The sequence below is a fragment of the Halorarius litoreus genome (genome assembly GCF_024362405.1).
Lineage (GTDB): Archaea > Halobacteriota > Halobacteria > Halobacteriales > Haloarculaceae > Halorarius > Halorarius litoreus.
In genome coordinates this window covers 1,457,874-1,471,385 of sequence record NZ_CP101454.1, presented here as the reverse complement: position 1 = coordinate 1,471,385, position 13,512 = coordinate 1,457,874, and the positions used below count along the sequence as shown (strand labels likewise).

The window sequence follows — 13,512 nt, the reverse complement described above, 5'->3', positions numbered from 1 at the left end:
CGGGGCTCGCGTTGCAGGTGTGCTCCTCCAGACCGGCCCCCGGTTCGTCGTCCCGTTCGCGACGACCGCGGGCCTCGGCACCCTGCTCGTCGTCGCAGCAGGCCTCGTCTACTGGCGGTTCGCGGACGGCGGGGGCGGTGAGAGCGACGACAGCGACGGCGTCGACCCGCTCGCGGTCCGTGCGGCAGTCGCCACGCTCGCCGCGTTCGGCCTCGGCCTCGTGGCTATCGCCCTCGACTTCGCGGGGACGATGGCGGGCCTCCAGACCAGGCTCGACCGTCCGGACGGCACGCCGATGAAGCCGTCCCTCGTGGGGGAGGTGGGGCTCGCCGCGCCGTGGGAGACGGTCGCGCTCGCACTGTTCGTCGGCGGGGCCGTCGCCGCCGTCGTCGGAACGGCGGTCCTCGTCCGGAACGAACTCCGCGGTTAGCTCTGGGATCGCAGCCGGTCGATGCGCTGGCCGCGGCTCGGCCGCAGGCTCCCGATTCGAGCCAGTAGCCCAGCGTCGAGCGACGCGTCGTGGAGGTCCGCAGTCCGGTCGAGCGTGTCGGCGACCGTCGTCGACCCAACGCGACTCGCGGCCCGGTCGTCGGCCCGGAAGACGAGCCGCCGTCCGAGAGCGTACGCAGGGAGGGGCGCCAGGACCAGCAGGCCGAGGGCGACGAACGGGTAGCCGGCGGCGACCGCCGCGAGGAGGCCGGCACCGACGCCCCCGACCACGCCGAGCCGGTAGGCCGTGTGTCGCTCGTTCGCGACGGTGACCGCGAGCACCGCCGCGACGGCGTCGTCGTCGAGGACCTCGAGCAGGTAGTCGGTCACGTAGAGGGAGCGCGCGCCCGGCGGGCCGCGGACGAACGCGACGGCCGCCTGCTCGTCGCGTCGGTCGAGGACGCGGAGCCGGTAGCCCGTCGCTCCGGCCTGCGCACACAGCCGGTCGAGCCGGTCGAGTTCGGCGTCGGTCGGCGCCCGAACCGACTGGGTGAGCGCGATGAGCCACGGGGCGGCGAGATACGCCGCCAGCGCGACCACGAGAATCGCAGCCGCAGCCGTCAGCGGCGTCACCGTCACCGAGTAGACGACCGCGGCACCCGTCGCGGCGAGCAGGCCGGTGACGACCAGCCACCGGCCCATCCGAACGGTCGCCGTGGCGTCTCCCAGCTCCACCTCGCGCGTCCGGCGGACGGCGGGCAGGAAGCCGAGGTAGCCCGCGAGGACGACCGCAGTGGCACACAGACTGTAGCCCCAAAACGTGAGCACCGTCACGAGCAGTGGCGGGCCGGCGACGCGCGTTCGAACGGCGGGGTGGACCGTCCCGCCGGCCAGCAGGACCGCGACCGCGAAACCGGCGACGGCGAACAGGCTCCCGACGAGTAGGTCGCGGCGGAGGCGGCGGCTCGCTCGTTCGGGGGCGGCGTAGCGTCGGCCGAGCAGTCGCATCAGGAGGTGGGCGACGACGGCGGCGATGACGGTCGCGGCGAGTGTCGCGGGGAGGGACACGTCGGTCGTGGCGGACGGCGAGGGGAAAGACCCTTCGCCCGCCCACCGATAGAGGAGGTATGCGAATCGCCGTGCCCAACAAGGGCCGTCTCCACGACCCCGCCGTCGCGCTGCTGGAGCGTGCCGGCCTCCACCTCGAGAACGGGGCGGACCGGAAGCTGTACGCCGACACCGTCGACCCGGACGTCTCCGTGCTGTTCGCCCGTGCCGCGGACATCCCCGAGTACGTCGCCGACGGGGCCGCGGCCGTCGGCATCACCGGCCTCGACCAGGTGCGTGAGTCGCGCGTCGACCTCGTCGACCTGCTCGACCTCGAGTTCGGCCGCTGTCGGCTCGTGCTCGCGGCACCCGAGGACGACGCCATCGACTCCGTCGACGCCCTCGCCGGCGGCACCGTGGCCACCGAGTTCCCGAACATCACCGCCGACTACTTCGCGGACAAGCCCGTCTCGCCCGAGATCGTCGAGGTGTCGGGCGCCACGGAGCTGACGCCACACGTCGAGATCGCCGACGCCATCGTCGACATCACCTCCACGGGGACGACCCTGCGGATGAACCGCCTCGAGATCGTCGACGAGGTGCTGCAGTCGTCGGTCCACCTCTTCGCCGCACCGGAGGTCGCCGACGACCCGAAGGTCCAGCAGCTCGCCACGGCGCTCGAATCGGTGCTCGCGGCCAACGGGAAGCGCTACCTGATGATGAACTGTCCCAAGGACGCGCTCGCGGACGTGGAGGACGTGATTCCCGGTATGGGCGGCCCCACCGTCATGGACATCGACGGACAGGATGCGGTGGCGGTCCACGTCGTCGTCGACGAGCGCGAGGTGTTCGAGACCATCACGCGGCTGAAGCAGGCGGGTGCCTCGGACATCCTCGTCACCGAGATCGAGCGGCTGGTCGAGTAGTCGGCAGGCTCCGACTGACTGCTGTACGTCAGTATCAGAGGACGCCGAGGAGGTTCCCGAGCGCGATGCCGAGCACCGCCGCGAACGCGAAGTGGAGGAGGACGAGCGGTATCGCGGACTTGAACTTCAGCCGGTAGACGAAACTGACGGCGAGCAGGTCCGAGACGAGCGTCGCGAGGATGGCCACTCCCACGAGCAGCGAGCTCTGGAGCCCGTACTGCTGGAGGAGGATGGAGACCGCCGCGGGCACGGGCGCCGCGTACGCCGCGCGCTGGGAGGGGACGTCGCCGATGAAGAACGTCGCCGCCAGGTGGAGCGTCACGGCGTAGAAGAGCGTCGTGACGAGGAACGTGACGACGAGCGCGAGGGGGCCCCCACCGGTGATGTCGACCTGTGCGACGGGGGCGACCAGCGAGGCCGGCATTGCCCACAGGTAGTCGCGGGTGCCGTTTGTACGTGCCGGTCACGGAATCGAGCGTGGGTCGACGAGAGCGCGGGGACCGACGACACCCCTAGTCCGAAAAGAGGCTCGTGTGGACGGGTGCGAACTCCGAGGAGTCGTCGCCGTCGCGGGTGTCGGTGACGGCCTTCCCCCGGACGCCCGCGTCGAGGAAGTCCGCGAGCGGTGGGCCGACCCGGTCGGGTTCGACGAGGAACGCGTCGTGGCCGTGGTCGGACTCGATGACGTGGTGGGCCGTCTTCGTACCGGCCCGCCGGAAGCCGTTGGCGAGCGACTCACCCTGTTCGACCGTGAAGTGCCAGTCACCCGTGAAGGAGAGCACCATCGCCTCGCCGTCGAACGCCGCGAGGGCGTCGGCATCCGACTCGTAGCCGGAGGCGAGGTCGTAGTTGTCCATCGCGCGCGTCAGGTAGAGGTACGCGTTCGCGTCGAACCGGTCGGCGAACTTCTCGCCGTTGTAATCGAGGTAGGACTCGACCTCGCGGTAGGGGAAGAAGCCCGAGGCCGGGTCCATCGGGAACGCGTCGCGGGTGGCGTCCATCCCCGCCGAGCGGCGGCCGAACTTCGCCTCCATCGAGGACTTCGAGAGGTACATGACGTGCCCGATCTGCCGGGCGAGCGCGAGCCCGTGGACCGGATCGGGCTGGTCGTCGCCGTAGTAGTCGCCGTCGTTCCAGTTCGGGTCGGTCGTGATGGAGCGACGGGCAATCGCCTCCAGAGCGAGACACTGCGGGTCGAGCCGGGCGCCGGTGGCGACGGGAATCACGCGGTCGACGTGGTCCGGGTGGCGCTTCGCCCACTCGAGGGCGTTCATTCCCCCCACGCTCCCGCCGACGACGGCGTGGAGGTTCGGGATGCCGAGGTGGTCGAGCAGTTCGCGCTGGGCACGGGTCCAGTCGCCCACAGTGACGGCGGGGAAGTCGGTGCCCCACGGCTCGCCGTCCGGTCCCTCAGAGGCGGGGCCGGAGGAGCCGTAGCAGGAGCCGGGAACGTTCGCGCAGACGACGTAGTAGTCGTTCGTGTCGATGGCCTTGCCGGGGCCGACGATGTCGTCCCACCACGCCGCAGCCTGCCCCGCCGTATTGCCGGAGCGGCGACGCCCGGCGACGTGGTGTGAGCCGGTGAGCGCGTGACAGACGAGGACCGCGTTCTCGCCCGTGAACTCGCCGTACGCCTCGTACGCGAGGGTGAGGTCGGGGACCGACTCCCCGCAGTCGAACTCGAACTCCCCGAGTGCGGCAGTCTCCGTCATATCGCCTGCCCCAGGTCCGCGATGATGTCCTCGACGTCCTCGATGCCGACCGAAAGTCGGACGAGGTCCGGCGTGACGCCCGAGGCGCGCTGTTCGTCCTCCGAGAGCTGTGCGTGCGTCGTGGAGGCGGGGTGGATGACGAGGGAACGGGAGTCCCCGATGTTCGCGAGGAACGTCGCGAGGTCGACGGTCTCACAGACGCGCTTGCCGCCCTCGTAGCCGTCTTCGAGGCCGAAGGTGACCATCCCGCCGTACCCGCCATCCAGGTACTCGGTGGCGAGGTCGTGGGTCTCGTGCGTGTCGAGGCCGGGGTAGTTCACCCACGCCACGTCGTCGTGGTCGGCGAGCCAGTTCGCCACCCGCTCGGCGTTCGCGCAGTGGCGCTCCATCCGCAGGCCGAGCGTTTCGAGCCCCTGGAGCGTAGCCCACGCATCGAACGGGCTCTGCTGGTCGCCGAGCGACCGGAGCCCGCGGTGGCGGGCGGCGTACTCGAACGCGCGGTCGCCGAACCGCTCGGTGAAATCCCGACCGTGGAACGCCGGGTTCGCGGTGAGCTCGGGGTACTTCTCGGCGTGGTCGGCCCACGGGAACGTGCCGCCGTCGACGAGGATGCCGCCGACCGTGGAGCCGGAGCCGTGAATCCACTTCGTCGTCGACTCCCACACCAGGTCTGCACCGTGTTCCAGCGGGCGGCAGAGCGCGGGCGTCGCGAACGTGTTGTCGACGAGAACCGGAACGCCGTGGTCGTGGGCGACGGCGGCGATCTCCTCGATAGGGGGCGTGACGAGCGAGGGGTTGCCGATGGTCTCGAAGTGGACGTACGCGGTGTTCTCGTCGATGGCGTCGGCGTAGGCATCGGGGTCGAGCGTGTCGACGAACCGGGCCTCGATGCCCCGGCGGGCGGCGGTGTGCGAGAGGTAGGCGTGGGTGCCGCCGTAGATAGAGGAGGCGGAGACGACGTTGTCACCCACGTCCGCGAGGACGAGCGTCGCGGCGTCGAGCGCGGCCATCCCCGAGGCGGTCGCGCAGGCGCCCGACCCGCCGTGGACCGACGCGAGTCGGCGTTCGAGGACGCCGGTCGTGGGATTCGAGATGCGCGAGTAGACGTGGTCGTCCTCTTCGAGGGCGTAGAGCGCCGCAGCGGTGTCGGCGTCCGCGAACTCGTAGGAGGTGGTCTGGTAGATGGCGGGCGCGGCGGCCCCTGTCGTCGGGTCCGCCTCGTGGCCCGCGTGGAGACAGCGGGTGTCGAAGCCGAGGCGTTCACTCATGTATGTGACGCATAACGCTCGAAGAATCTATAACCGAGAGTTACGGCAAAAACTGTCGCGGGTGCGAAGCGGGTGTCTGACGCGGGGCTGACGCCGGTTCGGTTGCCCCGGTACCGGCTCCGGGTTTTCACTTCCGGAGCGGTCACGTCGGGTATATGCTCGGCCGGGCTGAGCCGAGAGGTATGCTCGAACGCTTGCGACAGGTGGTCGACCGCGGAACGACCGTCTGTGAGTGCCGCCACTGCGGGACGAACGTCGACTCCGGAGCCACGGGCTGTCCGACCTGCGACGCGAGCGACATCGCGTGCTACCGGCTGTGAGTCGACGGGCACACCGCTCTTAACCACCCACGCCGTACGGGACGGCGTGGAGACCCAGCGTCGGGAGCGCCTCGCCCTCTCGGGCACCGTGTTCGCCGTCCTGTTCGCACAGGTGCTCCTCTATCCGGGCGTGCCCCAGCTCGTCGAGTCGCTGGGTGGCAGCGGCCCGCTCGACGCCGGCACCTACTTCCTCGCCGCCGAGTTCGCGGGGTTCGTCCTGTTCGCCGGGCTGTGGGGTGCTCTCTCGGATGCTGCGGGGAAACGTCGCCCGTTCATCGCGCTCGGGGCGCTGGGTGGCGGCCTCGCCTACGGCCTGCTCGCGGTGCTCCCCGAGGTCCCGTTCTGGGTCGTGCTCGTCATCCGGTTCGTCGAAGGGGCGTTCACCATCGGCGCGTTCTCGCTGGCGATTGCGACGCTGATGGATCTGGAGGGTGGGAACGGCCGAAACATGGGCGCGGCGGGCATCGCCATCGGCCTCGGAACAGGGCTGGGAGCGCCCATCGGCGGCCAGTTGTACCGGCTCGGCCCGCGCGCGCCCCTGCTCGCCGCCGCCGGGCTGATGGTGCTGGTGGGCGTCGCCGCGACCCAGCTCCGCGAACGCGGCGGCGCGGGCGACCGGAGCCGGGCGCTCTCTGCGCTGTTCACCGTCCGCGAGCGGCCCGCACTCGCGGTCCCCTACGCGTTCGGCTTCGCCGACCGCTTCACGGCGGGCTTCTTCGCGCTCGTCGGTGTCGTCTACTTCCAGACGCGCTACGGGCTCGACGCCGCCGGCACGGGCCTCCTGCTCGGGGCGTTCTTCCTCCCGTTCGCGCTGCTCCAGTACCCGCTCGGCGTGCTCTCGGATAGGATCGGGCGCGTCGGCCCGGTCGCCGCGGGCTCGTTCGCCTACGGCATCGTCATCATCGCCGTCTCGCTCACGCCGACGGTGGCGCTCGCCGCCCTCGCGATGGCGCTCGTGGGCGCGTTCGGCGCGCTCTGTGCGCCAGCGACGCTCGCGCTCGTCAACGACCTCGCCGCCGCCGGGGGACGCGGCACGGCCACCGGCGGGTTCAACGTCGTCGGCTCGCTCGGCTTCCTCGCCGGGGTCGTCGGCGGTGGGGCGCTCGCAAGCCGGTACGGCTTCGAGGCGGCGTTTCTGGTCGCGGGTGGGGCCGAAATCCTGCTCGCGGTGGCGCTGTTACCCGCCCTGCTCAACCTCGACGTGGAGCGGGTCGCGACGTTCGACTCCGAGGAGAGTGCGGACTGAGTCGGGGAGTCGTAGCCGGTATCAAAACTACCATGCCTGCCCCCCGACAGTGTAGAGCAAACCCAAGGTGGTTCCTGTGCCCAAGAAACGCGAATACACGGACGACTATCCCGAGAAGACGCTGTATCTCCCGGGCCCGACCGAGGTGCGCGACGACGTCACCGACGCGATGGCCCAGCCGATGTTCGGCCACCGGATGGACCGGATGACGGACCTCTACACGACCATCGTCGAGGACACGAAGGAGTTCCTCGGCACCGACAACGACGTCATCGTGCTCACGGCCTCCGGCACCGAGTTCTGGGAGGCGACGACGCTCAACCTCGTCGACGAGGACATGCTCGTGGCGACCTGTGGGAGCTTCAGCGAGCGGCAGGCGAACGTCGCCGAGCGTCTCGGCAAGAACGTCGACCGCCTCGAGTACGAGTGGGGCGAGGCCGTCAAGCCCGAGGACGTGCGCGCCGCCCTCGAAGAGAGCGACAAGACGTACGACGCCGTCGGCACCGTGATGAACGAGACGTCGACGGGCGTCCGCAACCCCATCGAGGAGATCGGCGACTTGCTGGCGGACTACCCGGACACGCTGTTCATCGTCGACGCCATCTCCTGTCTCGGTGGCGACTTCATCGACATCGAGGAGCACAACATCGACGCCATCTTCACCTCGACGCAGAAGGCGTTCGCGATGCCGCCGGGGCTCGCGGTCTGTGCCGTCAGCGACGACGCCTACGAGCGCGAGGCGAACAGCGAGTCGGCCTCGTGGTACGGCGGCTTCCAGCGCTGTATCGACTACTACGACCGGAAGGGCCAGACGCACTCGACGCCGGCCATCCCCATCATGCTCGCGTATCGCAAGCAGATGAAGCACATGCTGGACGAGGGCCACGAGGCGCGCGACCAGCGCCACCGCGAGATGGCCGAGTACACCCGCGAGTGGGCGAACGAGCACTTCGACGTCTTCCCCGAGGAGGGCTACGAGTCGCAGACCGTGACGTGCGTCGAGAACGCGCAGGGCATCGACGTCGCCGCGACCATCGACGCCGTGAGCGAGGAGTACGACTTCGTGTTCTCGAACGGCTACGGCTCGGAGCTCGGCGAGAAGACGTTCCGCATCGGCCACATGGGCGAACACGACGTCGAGAGCATCAAGGCGCTCACCGACGCCATCGAGGACGTCGCGGACCTGTAGGGAACGTCGGTTTCGCGCCTCAGTCGAGTCGCTTGCGCAGATAGAGCCACGCCGCGCCCACGGCCCCACCGAGCACGGCGAACGGCGCAACGCGGCGCGTCGGGCCCGCCGTCGTCGCCTGCCGGCCACACTCCCGGCAGCGGTAGATGCGGCGCCAGCCGCCGCCCGTCGTGTAGCGCGGCTCGTAGCTGTTTCGCGCGCCACAGTCGGGGCAGACACGTGGAGGGGTCGCCATACGGGCTCTGTCACCCGGGGCGACAAAGGCCTGCCGACGAGCGAACCCCGACGAGCGAACCGTTACGTCCGTGCGTCGCCTCGTTGACGTATGGTCACCGACACCCGAACCACGGGCGACCGGGGCGACACGTCCGTCCGAGAGTTCCTCCGCTGGGACGTGCTCGTCGCGGTCCTCCTCGTCGAGGCCGTCGGCCTCACGAGCGGCGCGCTCACCGCGAGCGAGATCACGGGCTGGTACGCCACCCTCCAGCAACCCGCGCTCACCCCACCGAACTGGGTGTTCGGGCCGGTGTGGACCCTGCTGTACGCGCTGATGGGCGTGTCGCTCGCGCTCGTCTGGCGGGAACGCGCCTCCCGGACCGCGAAAATCGGCATCGGTCTGTTCGTCGTCCAGCTCGCGCTCAACTTCGCGTGGTCGCTGGTGTTCTTCGGCGCACAGAGCCCGTTCGGCGGGCTGGTCGTCATCGTCCCGCTCGTCGGGTTCATCCTCGCGACCATCGTGGTGTTCGACCGCGTCGACCGCCGCGCGGCGCTGCTGCTCGTTCCCTACCTGCTGTGGTCGTCGTTCGCGACGTATCTCACCTACAGCATCTGGGTGCTGAACTGAACGCGACCGATTTTTCTCCCGGCCGCTCGCATCGCCGCCAATGACCGACGCGCCCGCGGACAACCCCTACGTCCGGGAGCCGCCCACGGAGTTCCCACCCGTCGAAACCCTCGACGAGGCCGAGGCTCGCGAGCAGGCCCGTCTCCTCCGAGCGGCCATCCGGTACCACGACTATCGCTACTACGTCGAGGCCGACCCGCTCGTCGGCGACCGGGCGTACGACGCGCTGTTCTCCCGGCTGCAGGACCTCGAAGCCGCCTTCGATCTGGACGCGAGCGACTCGCCGACGCGCCGGGTGGGCGGCGAGCCCGTCGACGCGTTCGCCACCGTCGAGCACGTCGCGCCGATGCTGTCCATCGACTCCTCGGGCGAGGAGCCCGACGTGCGGGAGTTCGACGAGCGTGTTCGCAGACGAGTCGGCGACCAGCGGTACGTCTGCGAGCCGAAGTTCGACGGCGTCTCCATCGAAGTCGTCTACGAAGACGGTGAGTACGAACGGGCGGTCACGCGCGGCGACGGCGAGGTCGGTGACGACGTGACGCGGAACGTCCGCACCGTCTCCTCCATCCCCCAGCGTCTCCGGGGCGACTACCCCGACTTCCTCGCCGTGCGCGGCGAGGTGTTCATGCCGCGGGAGGCGTTCAACGCGTACAATCGCGAGCGGGTCGAGCGTGGCGACGACGCGTTCGCGAACCCGCGGAACGCCACCGCGGGAACGATTCGCCAGCAGGACCCCTCGGTGACGGCGGAACGGCCGCTCGACTGCTTCTTCTTCGAGGTGCTCGACGGCGCCGACTTCGACACGCAGGGGGAGCGCCACGAGACGCTGCCCGACTGGGGGCTGAAGGTGAACGACGCGGTCGAGCGCGTCGACGACATCGACGGCGCCATCGCCTACCGGGACCGCATGCTCGACCGCCGCGACGACCTCGACTACGAGATCGACGGCGTCGTCATCAAGGTCGACGACCTCGCCGCCTGCGAGGAGTTGGGGAGCACGGCAAGGGCCCCGAGATGGGCGTTCGCGTACAAGTTCCCCGCGCGCTCGGAGGAGACCACCGTGCGCGACATCGCGGTGCAGGTCGGGCGAACGGGCCGCCTGACGCCCGTGGCACTGCTCGACCCGGTGGAGGTGGGCGGCGTGATGGTCTCGCGGGCCTCGCTGCACAACCCCGACCAGATCGCCGACCTCGACGTGAACGTCGGGGACCGTGTGACCGTCGAGCGCGCCGGCGACGTGATTCCGTACGTGGACAGCGTGGTCGAGAAGAACAGCGAGGGCCACTTCCAGTTCCCGGACCACTGCCCGGTCTGTGACTCAGCCGTGGAGCGCGACGGACCGATGGCGTTCTGCTCCGGGGGGCTGGCCTGTGACGCCCAGCTCCAGCGCGCGGTCGGCCACTACGGCTCGCGGTCGGCACTCGACATCGAGGGGCTCGGCGAGAAGACGGTCCAGCAGCTGTTCGACGCCGGCTTGCTCGCAGGGCTTCCGGACCTCTACGAACTCACGATCGAGGACCTCTCGGAGCTGGAGGGGTGGGGTGAGACGAGCGCCGAGAACCTCGTGGCCGCCGTCGACGCCGCCCGCGAACCCGACCTCGCGGACTTCCTCGTCGCCATCGGCGTCCCCGAGGTCGGTCCCACCGTGGCCCGCGACCTCGCGCGCCACTTCGGGACGTTCGAGACCGTCCGTGACGCGAGCCGCGAGGATCTCCAGGACGTCGAGGGGATCGGCGAGGTCGTCGCCAACGAGATTCGGGAGTTCTTCGACAGCGAGCGCAACCAGCAGGTCATCGCGGGGCTGCTCGAACACGTCACGCCGCAGGAAGCCGAGACCGACGCCGGGAGCGAACTCGACGGGCTGACGTTCGTGTTCACCGGCTCGCTCGCCGAGATGACCCGGGGAGAGGCACAGGAACTCGTGGAACGGCACGGCGCGAACGCCACGTCCTCGGTGTCCGGCAACACCGACTATCTGGTGGCGGGCGAGAACCCCGGCGCGAGTAAGACCGAGGGTGCAGACGCGAACGACGTGCCTGTTCTCGATGAAGCCGAGTTCCGGGCGTTTTTGGAGGAACGGGGAATCGAAACCGAAGCCGAGTAATCGGTCAGACTGCGAGCCGACCCTCGTCGATTAACCGGCCGGCAACGCCGAGTGCGAACAGGAGCGTGCCGAGCGTTACGGCGGCCCCGACACCCCACAGTCCACCCGCGAGGAGGGCGTCGACGGGACCGGTAGCACGGATACCGCCTGCGACCGCGCCGTAGGCCGCGAGGCCAGCGACCGGGCCGCACACGAGGAGCCAGCAGGTGAGCAAGCCGCTGTTTCGGAACGTCCCCACAAGCGCGACGACGGACCCGACGCCGACGGTCCCGTATGCGAGTGCGACCAGAACCCCACGCGGGCTGAGTACCCCGCCAGCCTGGAGCCCGTTGGAGAGCCACGCGAATCCGAACGCAGCGACACTGAGCGCGACAGCGACCAAACCGAGCCGCCGGGAAACGGCTCGGTCACGACCGAAGAGCGCGGACGCGAGTGCAACCGTGGACATGGTCGGCCGTCGGCTGGCCACGAGATGGCTCTTGGGCTGAAGTGATACGGCGCATTATCCGGAGGAGACACTGCAGAGAGAGCATCCGCGAGTGAGCGGAGCGAACGAGCGATTCGCCGCGCCGAACGAGCAGCGCGAGTGAAGGCGCGGGACCGAGGGCCGACTAACGCGGCCGAAGGCCGCGGCTGGAGACCCGATGTGTCTTTTTGGCGCAGATTTTTGCCCGATCGAGGCGCGCGAAGCGCGCCGAGAGAGGTGCAAAAAGTGGCTAGGAACGGTCGATGTTCAGCTCCTCCTGGAGGTCCTCGAGCCAGCCTTCGTCCCGGAGTTCGTCGATTCGCTGGCGGAAGTGGTCCTCACAGAGGCCGACCTTGACCCCGTCCTTCTCGACCGCGACGGCGGCGTCCTCGTCGCAGTAGTGACACTGCATACCTTCACTACGAGATAGACCCGGTTAACCCCTACGGGTTTGGCAAACCTGCGGCGGCCAGAAACCGGTCGTAGTCGCCGGTATCGAGCCCCGCTTTCCCCAGCTCGTCGTCGTGGGCGTCGCTACCACCCGTCGCCACGAGATCGAAGCGATCGATGGCCGTCTCGACGGGCATGGGGTCGACCTCGCGACCGTATGGGTAGAACCGTTCGACCGCGTCCAGTTCGGCACACAGTTCCAGCGCCGCCTCGGGGTCTGGATAGCGGAACGGGTGCGCGAGGCCGACGAGCGCGCAGGCCCCGGACAGGAGTTCGCGTCCGGTTTCGAAGCTCGGCACGTCGCGGGCAACGTAACAGGGGCCGTCGTCGCCGATGAGTTCGTCGAACACCTCGGTGTAGGTCATGTCGGTCGCGTCGGCGGTCGCGCGGGCGATGTGCGGGCGGCCGAGCCCTTCGCGGGGTTCGAGCCCGAGGTCGACGCCAAGGTGCGATTCGACGTTCTCGATGATGGCCCGACCGCGTTCGATGCGGTTCGCCTGAATGCGTTCGACTTCGCGTTCGAGTTCGACGGTCGGCTCGACGCCGTAGCCGAGCAGGTCGATGCGCTGGTCGCCGGCGTCGACGCGGAGTTCGATGCCGTGGATGAGTCGGACGCCCTCGCGGTACGCACTCGGGGCGTCGAGGTCGGGGTGAAGGCGGTCGTGGTCGGTGATGGCGACGACGTCGACGCCCGCGCGCTTCGCCGCAGTGGGCACCTCGTCGAGTTCCATCGACCCGTCCGAGTTCGTCGTGTGGACGTGGAGGTCGGCCGTGACCATGCGCGAACCGCCAGGCCGTGTCGCCTTACGGCTTGCGCTCGGACCCTCCTTAGACATCATTAATCACTTCCAAGAGTCGAAGGCTGTTTGCCCATAACGTTCATGAACGATAATGGATTGCCATGAGGTATGCGATTCATGACCGACGCGGACGCCTCGTTCGACGCCCACTCCTTCCCCGCGACGACCGGAGAGCTCATCTCCGAGTACGGGGAGCTGGAGCTGAACCTGCCGAACGGGACGGAGACGCTCGGTGACGCACTGGGGCGGCTGGGTGAGGAGACGTATCAGGACGCCGAGGACGCGAAGCTGGCCGCACGCTCGGCCATCTCCGAGAAGGGCATCGGCCGGAAGGGCTACTCGGACCGTGACGCGCCGACCGTCGGCGAGAACGGCCCGGACCAGCTCTCGTTCTAGCACCTTTTTGCACTTCGCTCGGCTCGCCTCGGGCTGAGTCGCTTCACTCCTCAGCCACGGCCCTCGCTCGCTCCGCTCGCGAGGACTCCGGCGAGCCTCGCTCAGGCAAAAAGCTGCATCAAAAAGACACTGCGGGCTTCCCTACGGTCAGCCCTTGGTCCCGCGCCCTCACGCCGTTCGGGCGCGGTGAACCGCTCGCTCCTTCCAGTCGCTCGCGGATGCTGTGACAGCCACGAGCCTCCCCAGCCGATTCGCTCGCTCATCCCTCCCACGGCGCTGTCCTCCCGCGGCTGCGCCGCGCGAGCGACCCGAGGG

At 69.4% G+C, this 13,512-nt stretch carries 16 protein-coding genes; 8 read left to right on the top strand and 8 right to left on the bottom strand.

Annotation, left to right across the window (positions count from 1 at the left end; translation table 11 throughout):
• Positions 1-19: 19 nt before the first annotated feature.
• Positions 20-430, top strand: coding sequence for a hypothetical protein (locus NL126_RS07485; RefSeq protein WP_255198297.1), 411 nt, complete (start codon positions 20-22; stop codon positions 428-430).
• On the opposite strand, the gene NL126_RS07480 is transcribed toward NL126_RS07485, so the two are convergent.
• Positions 427-1,497 (bottom strand): hypothetical protein, encoded by a 1,071-nt coding sequence (locus NL126_RS07480; protein ID WP_255198296.1) that lies wholly within the window; start codon positions 1,495-1,497, stop codon positions 427-429. The two genes, NL126_RS07485 and NL126_RS07480, sit on opposite strands and share 4 nt — an antisense overlap.
• Positions 1,498-1,556: 59 nt before the next feature.
• On the opposite strand from NL126_RS07480, the gene hisG reads away from it, so the two are divergent.
• A complete protein-coding gene (hisG, locus tag NL126_RS07475) occupies positions 1,557-2,402 on the top strand; it encodes an ATP phosphoribosyltransferase (protein ID WP_255198295.1) in 846 nt (281 codons plus the stop codon).
• Between the two features lie 34 nt (positions 2,403-2,436).
• Here the strand turns inward: hisG and NL126_RS07470 are convergent, their stop codons facing one another.
• The 3 genes from NL126_RS07470 to NL126_RS07460 all read right to left on the bottom strand — a co-directional run bounded on the left by NL126_RS07470 (position 2,437) and on the right by NL126_RS07460 (position 5,382).
• On the bottom strand, positions 2,437-2,826 hold the full coding sequence (locus tag NL126_RS07470; RefSeq protein WP_255198294.1) for a DUF7473 family protein: 390 nt from the start codon (positions 2,824-2,826) through the stop codon (positions 2,437-2,439).
• Positions 2,827-2,914: 88 nt separating this feature from the next.
• Positions 2,915-4,114: a homoserine O-acetyltransferase MetX gene (gene metX, locus NL126_RS07465; protein WP_255198293.1), complete on the bottom strand. Its 1,200-nt coding sequence runs from the start codon at positions 4,112-4,114 to the stop codon at positions 2,915-2,917.
• Positions 4,111-5,382, bottom strand: a complete 1,272-nt coding sequence (locus tag NL126_RS07460) for an O-acetylhomoserine aminocarboxypropyltransferase/cysteine synthase family protein (RefSeq protein ID WP_255198292.1) — start codon at positions 5,380-5,382, stop codon at positions 4,111-4,113. Before NL126_RS07460 ends, metX begins: the two co-directional genes overlap by 4 nt.
• Before the next feature lie 182 nt (positions 5,383-5,564).
• Here NL126_RS07460 and NL126_RS07455 point away from each other — a divergent pair, with 182 nt between their 5' ends.
• From NL126_RS07455 to NL126_RS07445, 3 genes are all read left to right on the top strand, one after another.
• A complete protein-coding gene (locus tag NL126_RS07455; protein WP_255198291.1) occupies positions 5,565-5,702 on the top strand; it encodes a hypothetical protein in 138 nt (45 codons plus the stop codon).
• 46 nt (positions 5,703-5,748) lie between these two features.
• Positions 5,749-6,948 (top strand): MFS transporter, encoded by a 1,200-nt coding sequence (locus NL126_RS07450; protein ID WP_255198290.1) that lies wholly within the window; start codon positions 5,749-5,751, stop codon positions 6,946-6,948.
• Positions 6,949-7,024: 76 nt separating this feature from the next.
• On the top strand, positions 7,025-8,137 hold the full coding sequence (locus tag NL126_RS07445; RefSeq protein ID WP_255198289.1) for a pyridoxal-phosphate-dependent aminotransferase family protein: 1,113 nt from the start codon (positions 7,025-7,027) through the stop codon (positions 8,135-8,137).
• Positions 8,138-8,156: 19 nt separating this feature from the next.
• On the opposite strand, the gene NL126_RS07440 is transcribed toward NL126_RS07445, so the two are convergent.
• Complete coding sequence (locus tag NL126_RS07440; protein ID WP_255198288.1) at positions 8,157-8,372, bottom strand: hypothetical protein; 216 nt, start codon at positions 8,370-8,372, stop codon at positions 8,157-8,159.
• Between the two features lie 90 nt (positions 8,373-8,462).
• Here NL126_RS07440 and NL126_RS07435 point away from each other — a divergent pair, with 90 nt between their 5' ends.
• Positions 8,463-8,981: a TspO/MBR family protein gene (locus tag NL126_RS07435; RefSeq protein WP_255198287.1), complete on the top strand. Its 519-nt coding sequence runs from the start codon at positions 8,463-8,465 to the stop codon at positions 8,979-8,981.
• Between the two features lie 40 nt (positions 8,982-9,021).
• Positions 9,022-11,085: an NAD-dependent DNA ligase LigA gene (gene ligA / locus NL126_RS07430; protein ID WP_255198286.1), complete on the top strand. Its 2,064-nt coding sequence runs from the start codon at positions 9,022-9,024 to the stop codon at positions 11,083-11,085.
• A gap of 4 nt (positions 11,086-11,089) precedes the next feature.
• Here the strand turns inward: ligA and NL126_RS07425 are convergent, their stop codons facing one another.
• The 3 genes from NL126_RS07425 to NL126_RS07415 form a co-directional block, all read right to left on the bottom strand.
• Complete coding sequence (locus tag NL126_RS07425; protein WP_255198285.1) at positions 11,090-11,533, bottom strand: hypothetical protein; 444 nt, start codon at positions 11,531-11,533, stop codon at positions 11,090-11,092.
• A gap of 268 nt (positions 11,534-11,801) precedes the next feature.
• On the bottom strand, positions 11,802-11,963 hold the full coding sequence (locus NL126_RS07420) for a DUF6757 family protein (RefSeq protein WP_255198284.1): 162 nt from the start codon (positions 11,961-11,963) through the stop codon (positions 11,802-11,804).
• A gap of 31 nt (positions 11,964-11,994) precedes the next feature.
• Positions 11,995-12,780, bottom strand: coding sequence for a PHP domain-containing protein (locus tag NL126_RS07415; RefSeq protein WP_255198283.1), 786 nt, complete (start codon positions 12,778-12,780; stop codon positions 11,995-11,997).
• Positions 12,781-12,909: 129 nt separating this feature from the next.
• Between NL126_RS07415 and NL126_RS07410 the strand changes: the two genes are divergently transcribed.
• A complete protein-coding gene (locus NL126_RS07410) occupies positions 12,910-13,197 on the top strand; it encodes a DUF5789 family protein (RefSeq protein WP_255198282.1) in 288 nt (95 codons plus the stop codon).
• Positions 13,198-13,512 lie beyond the last annotated feature (315 nt).